This window comes from Streptomyces sp. NPDC033174 (assembly GCF_055577795.1).
The window spans coordinates 1-6,028 of sequence record NZ_JBVIPQ010000006.1 but is presented as its reverse complement, the minus strand read 5'-3'; the positions used below and the strand labels follow the sequence as shown (position 1 = coordinate 6,028).

6 protein-coding genes and 1 pseudogene are annotated in these 6,028 nt (G+C 72.5%); 5 read left to right on the top strand and 2 right to left on the bottom strand.

All coding sequences use genetic code 11. The features are described from left to right. The first annotated feature begins 222 nt into the window (after positions 1–222). The 4 genes from ACZ5VC_RS19855 to ACZ5VC_RS19840 all read left to right on the top strand — a co-directional run bounded on the left by ACZ5VC_RS19855 (position 223) and on the right by ACZ5VC_RS19840 (position 3,917). On the top strand, positions 223–405 hold the full coding sequence (locus ACZ5VC_RS19855) for a Trm112 family protein (protein ID WP_468714610.1): 183 nt from the start codon (positions 223–225) through the stop codon (positions 403–405). 70 nt (positions 406–475) lie between these two features. After that, entirely contained in the window at positions 476–1,666 is a 1,191-nt protein-coding gene (locus ACZ5VC_RS19850; protein ID WP_469121339.1) for an SIS domain-containing protein, read from the top strand. Between the two features lie 41 nt (positions 1,667–1,707). After that, entirely contained in the window at positions 1,708–2,859 is a 1,152-nt protein-coding gene (gene manA, locus ACZ5VC_RS19845; RefSeq protein ID WP_469121338.1) for a mannose-6-phosphate isomerase, class I, read from the top strand. 80 nt (positions 2,860–2,939) lie between these two features. Continuing rightward, positions 2,940–3,917 carry a cation diffusion facilitator family transporter gene (locus ACZ5VC_RS19840; RefSeq protein ID WP_469121337.1) on the top strand — a complete coding sequence of 326 codons (978 nt, stop codon included), beginning with the start codon at positions 2,940–2,942 and terminating at the stop codon, positions 3,915–3,917. A 165-nt stretch (positions 3,918–4,082) separates the two neighbouring features. Here ACZ5VC_RS19840 and ACZ5VC_RS19835 read toward each other — a convergent pair. Then, positions 4,083–4,538, bottom strand: a pseudogene (locus ACZ5VC_RS19835) (PTS sugar transporter subunit IIA); the annotation flags it as partial. Next, on the bottom strand, positions 4,517–4,783 hold the full coding sequence (locus ACZ5VC_RS19830) for a PTS fructose transporter subunit IIB (protein WP_469121719.1): 267 nt from the start codon (positions 4,781–4,783) through the stop codon (positions 4,517–4,519). The gene ACZ5VC_RS19830 and the pseudogene ACZ5VC_RS19835, both read right to left, overlap by 22 nt. Before the next feature lie 560 nt (positions 4,784–5,343). Between ACZ5VC_RS19830 and ACZ5VC_RS19825 the strand changes: the two genes are divergently transcribed. Next, the coding region (locus ACZ5VC_RS19825) for an adenosylhomocysteinase (RefSeq protein ID WP_469121336.1) at positions 5,344–6,028 on the top strand (685 nt) is incomplete at its 3' end.

The window sequence follows — 6,028 nt, the reverse complement described above, 5'->3', positions numbered from 1 at the left end:
GGGAGGTGTTTGGGGGGGGGGGGGGGGGGGGGGGGGGGGGGGGGGGGGGGGGGGGGGCTGTGGGGGGGGGGGGGGGGGGGGGTTTTCCCCCCCCCCCCCCCCCGCACGGGCGGCCCACCGGCCCGGTGGGCACCTCACCCGAGCCGCGCCCCCCGCCCCCCGGCGGTAGGCTGACCTGGCCCAACCCCAACCGCCACACCCATCGTTCGAAGGGACAACCCCATGCCGCTCGAAGCCGGCCTCCTGGAGATCCTCGCCTGCCCCGCCTGCCACGCGCCGCTCAACGACCGCACGGCAGCCGAGACCCCCGAGCTGATCTGCGGCGGCGCGGACTGCGGCCTGGCCTACCCCGTACGCGACGGCATCCCCGTCCTCCTCGTCGACGAGGCCCGCCGCCCGGAGTGACCCCCGTCGGCGTACGCACGTTCATGTAGCGCATGCAACGCACGCGGAGGCGATCGGAGGCCCCACCCCCATGCTCGACGAGTCGCTGCTCGACGACCCGGAAGCCCTGGCCCGTGCCGACCACCGCGGTCTCCTGCGGGGCGCCGCCGAGGCCGGCGCGCGGGTACGGACCGCCGCACGGCACGCCGCCGAGGCCGGTATCGGCGACCTCAGGCCCGAGGGCCGCCCCCGTGCCGTCCTCGTCGCGGGCACCGGGACCGCCGCCACCGGCGTCGCCGACCTGATCGCCGCCCTCGCGGGCGCCGCCGCTCCGGTCACCCGGCTGCATCCCACCGGTGTCGCCCCCGCCGCGGGCGCCCTGCGCTGGGCACTCCCCGGCTGGGCGGGCTCCCTCGACCTGCTCCTCGTCGTCACCACCGACGGCTCCGAGCCCGGCCTCGCCCTCCTCACCGAGCAGGCGTACCGCCGAGGCGTCACCGTCGTGGCCGTCGCCCCCGAGACCTCTCCGCTGATGTCGGCGGTCGCCGACTCCCACGGCCTGGCCGTGCCCATGGCCACCCCGCCGAACGAGATGTACGACGAGACGCTGGAGACGCCCGCGGCGAGCCCCGGCGCCCTGTGGGCCCTGTTCACGCCGCTCCTCGCGCTGATCGACCGGCTGGGCCTGTTCGCCGCGCCCCCGGAGATGCTGGAGAAGGTCGCCGACCGCCTCGACCGCACTGCCGAACGCTGCGGCCCCGCCACCGCCACGTACAGCAACCCCGCGAAGACACTCGCCGCCGACCTCACCCAGTCCCTTCCGCTGATCTGGACCGAGGGCGTCACGGCAGGACCGGCAGGCCGCCGCTTCGCCGCCGTCCTGGCCGAGCTGGCCGGCCTGCCCGCACTCGCCGCCGACCTCCCCGAAGCGCTCCCCGCCCACGGCGTCCTGCTCGTCGGCGACTACGCCGCCGGGGCCGACCCCGACGACTTCTTCCGCGACCGCGTCGACGAGCAGCAGGCCCTGCGTGCCCGGATCGTGCTCATGCGCGACCGCCCGGACGGGGCCGACGGAAGCCTGACCGCCGCGCCCGCCGCCCGCGAACTCGCCCTCAGCCACGACACGGCCATCAGCGAACTGGAGCCCGAGGAGGGCACCGAGCTGGAGGCCCTCGCCGAGCTCGTCGCCATCACCGACTTCGCCGCCGTCTACCTTGCGCTCGCCTCGGCCGCCACCGCCGCCACCCCGGAGTCCGACGACACCGACCGCGGCCCCTCGTGACAGAACCCCCCGCCACGCCCTGAGGAAAGCTGGAACGCCGCATGGACCGCCTCTCCAACACCGTCCGCCCCTACGCCTGGGGCTCCACGACGGCCATCCCGGAACTCCTCGGCCTCGCCCCCACCGGCGAGCCCCAGGCCGAGATGTGGATGGGCGCCCACCCCGGAGCCCCGTCGCGGTCCGAGCGCGGCCCGCTGACCGACGTCATCGCCGAGGACCCCGTACGCGAACTCGGCGCCGCGGCCGTCGACAGGTTCGGCCCGCGCCTGCCCTTCCTCCTCAAGCTCCTCGCCGCCGGCGCCCCCCTCTCCCTCCAGGTCCACCCCGACCTCGCCCGGGCGAAGGAGGGTTACGCCGCCGAGGAGCGCGCCGGCATCCCCATCGACGCGCCCCACCGCAACTACAAGGACGCCAACCACAAGCCCGAACTGATCTGCGCCCTCACGCCCTTCGAGGGTTTCTGCGGCTTCCGCCCCCCGGGCGATTCCGCCGACGCCATGGCCGCGCTCGGCGTCGACTCCCTCAAGCCGTACGTGGACCTCCTCCACGCCCACCCGGAGGAAGCCGCCCTCCGCGAGGTCCTCACCGCGATCCTCACCGCCGACCCGGAGGAGATGGCCGCCACGGTCACCGAGGCGGCGGCCGCCAGTGCCCACCTCGGCGGCGCCCTCGCCCCGTACGCCCGGCTCGCCCACCACTTCCCCGGTGACCGGGGTGTCATCGCCGCCATGCTGCTCAACCACGTCCAACTCCAGCCCGGCGAGGCGCTCTTCCTCGGCGCGGGCGTCCCGCACGCCTACCTCGGCGGCCTCGGCGTCGAGATCATGGCCAACTCCGACAACGTCCTGCGCTGCGGCCTGACCCCCAAGCACGTCGACGTCCCCGAGCTGCTCCGCGTCGTCCGCTTCGAGGCGGCCGACCCGGGCGTGCTGCGCCCGGAGGCGTCGCCGTCCGGCGAAGAGGTCTACGACACCCCCACCGACGAGTTCCGGCTCTCCCGCTACGTCCTGGCCGCCGGCGCCGCGCCCCTCGACATCACCGCCACGACCCCGCAGATCCTGCTCGCCACCTCTGGCCGCCCGGAAGCGGGCGACCTCACCCTCGGGCCCGGCGAATCGGTCTTCGTACCGGCGGGCGAGAAGGCCGAACTGTCCGGAACGGGCACCCTCTTCCGCGCGACCGTCGTGGCCTGATCCCGCCCTGATGCAAGAATGTGCGGTCGAACACCGGCGGCACCGGAGTCACAGCATCAACGAAGGGAACTCCTGCATCCATGAGCGCGTCAGGCGGATCCAAGGCGATCGTGGCGGCACTCGCCGCCAACCTCGCGATCGCTGTAGCCAAGTTCGTGGCGTTCCTCTTCAGTGGTTCGTCGTCGATGCTCGCCGAGAGCGTCCACTCGGTCGCCGACTCCGGCAACCAGGGCCTGCTGCTCCTCGGCGGCAAGAAGGCCCAGCGCGAAGCGACCCCGCAGCACCCCTTCGGCTACGGCCGTGAGCGGTACATCTACGCCTTCCTCGTCTCCATCGTGCTCTTCTCCGTCGGTGGCATGTTCGCCATCTACGAGGGCTACGAGAAGATCAAGCACCCCCACCCCATCGAAGCCTGGTACTGGCCGGTCGGTGTCCTCGTCTTCGCGATCATCGCCGAGGGCTTCTCGTTCATGACGGCCATCAAGGAGTCGAACCAGATCCGCGGCACGCTCTCCTGGAAGGAGTTCGTGCGCCGCGCCAAGGCCCCCGAGCTGCCCGTCGTGCTCCTGGAGGACCTCGGCGCGCTGGTCGGTCTGGTGCTCGCGCTCGTCGGTGTGAGCCTGGCGCTCGCGACCGGAGACGGCGTCTGGGACGGCATCGGCACCCTGTGCATCGGCGTCCTCCTGATCGTGATCGCGATCGTGCTGGCAGCCGAGACCAAGTCGTTGCTCCTGGGCGAGTCCGCCGGCGCCGAGGACGTGAGGAAGATCGAGGCCGCGGTGGTGGACGGTGACACGGTCACCCGCATCATCCACATGCGTACGCTCCACCTCGGCCCCGAAGAGCTCCTCGTCGCCGCCAAGATCGCCGTGCAGCACGACGACACGGCGTCCGAGGTGGCGGCCGCGATCAACGCGGCGGAGGAGCGGATCCGTACTGCCGTCCCGATCGCCCGCGTCATCTACCTGGAGCCGGACATCTTCAGCGAGTCGGCGGCCGCGGCGGGCGCGAACCCGGCGAAGACCCCGGGCGGCCCCACGCCCGCAGCCGACCACTGACGCAGGGGGGAGGCCCCCGGCCGCCGCTGCTCACGCAGGGGGCCGGGGGCCTTCCTCATGCCGTGGGTGTGAACGCCGGCCTCGCCTTTACGCGGGTTCGCCGTTGCCCGGCCTCGCCTTTACGCGGTTTCGCCGCTGCCCGGCCGCGCCTTCTCAACCTCGCCCCTACTCGACCTCGGCGAGGACCTCCAGGACCGCCTCCCGGTCCGGCGCCTCCCGCAGCCGCTCCCGGAAGCCCGGATCCATCAACTTGCGCGAGAGCAGGGCCAGGATCCGCAGGTGTTCGTCGCCGGCGGCCGCCTCCGGCACCGTGATCATGAAGATCAGCCGGGCCTTCGTACCGTCCAGCGACCCCCACTCCACACCTTCGTCGGACCGGGCGAAGCCGACGATAGGGGCCGTGACCGCGTCCGTCTTGGCGTGCGGGATGGCGATCTCCTCACCGAGACCGGTCGTGCCCTGCTCCTCGCGCGCGAGCACCGCCCGCACCAGAGCGTCGGGGTCCACGACCTTCCCGGTGGTCGCGAGCAGCGCGGCCATCTCCCGGATGGCGGCGTCCTTGCTGTCCGCCGCGAGCCGCACCTTCACGGTCTGCCCGGTCAGGTACCCGGAAAGGACCTCCGTCTCCTCCCGTACGGAGACGGAGACGGAGTCGCCGTCGCCGTCGCCTCCGCCACCCCGACCGCGAGCACCCTCTTGCCCACGAAGCGGCTGCGGTCCACGACCTTGTCGGCCGCGATGATGACGCCGTCAGCGTGCGTGACATCGTTGTCAGAAAGGGCGTTCTCGGCCCCGATGGATCCTTGTGTCTCCACCTTCATCTCCACGCCGAGCGCCTCCGCGGCCTGCGCCAGCCTCTCCGCCATGTACGTGTGAGCGATACCTGTCGGACAGGCGGTCACGGCGAGCAGCCTCACCTTCCGCTGCCCGCTCCCGGGACTGGTCACATCGTTCTCCTCGCGGGTCGTCGGCCGTGGCCCTGGCCCGGCCGTGGTGCTCGGCGCAATCGTGGTCATCGCCGCCGTCATCGTGGTCGTGGGCGTAGTCGTGGCGCGGCTCGTTCGGACTCCTGCCAGCCGCCGGGTCCGCGGCGGAGGCGGAAGCTCCCGATCCACAAGGCATCGTGCAACAGACCACCGCGTCCTCGAAACCCCCCGGAGCCCGCACGCGGCAGGCCGCCCGAGTCCCCGAGTACCCCGAGCCGCGGCGCCGGGCGGGCTGTATGACGCCGCACCGATCGGTGTAGATTCGTGACCAGAGCCAGACGTCGCTGCTGATGGCGGTCGGGCGGTCCGCGACGGACCGGCCGAGGGAGAGAGGGCCTCCGACGACTGCACCGCGGGAGTTCCCGGGCATTCGTGTGCCCATAGCCGCGGTGCCGGCGCCCAACCGACCCTCGATCCAACCCACGAGGAGCAGCCCAGTCATGACGACTGTCGCCAACCAGCAGGACTTCAAGGTCGCCGACCTGTCCCTGGCCGAGTTCGGCCGCAAGGAGATCACCCTCGCCGAGCACGAGATGCCCGGCCTGATGTCGATCCGCAAGGAGTACGCGCAGCAGCAGCCGCTGGCCGGCGCCCGGATCACCGGCTCGCTGCACATGACCGTGCAGACGGCCGTCCTCATCGAGACCCTGGTCGCGCTCGGCGCCGAAGTCCGCTGGGCCTCCTGCAACATCTTCTCGACCCAGGACCACGCGGCCGCCGCCATCGCGGTCGGCCCGAACGGCACCCCCGACGCTCCCCGCGGCGTCCCGGTCTTCGCCTGGAAGGGCGAGACCCTGGAGGAGTACTGGTGGTGCACGGAGCAGGCCCTGACCTGGCCGAACACCCCCACCGGCGGCCCGAACATGATCCTCGACGACGGCGGTGACGCCACCCTCCTCGTCCACAAGGGCGTCGAGTTCGAGAAGGCCGGCTCCGCCCCGGACCCCTCCACCGCGGACAGCGAGGAGTACGGCCACATCCTCCGTCTCCTCAACCGCACCCTCAGCGAGTCCCCGCAGAAGTGGACCCAGCTCGCGTCGGAGATCCGTGGTGTGACGGAGGAGACGACGACGGGTGTGCACCGTCTGTATGAGATGCACCGGGATGGTTCGTTGTTGTTCCCGG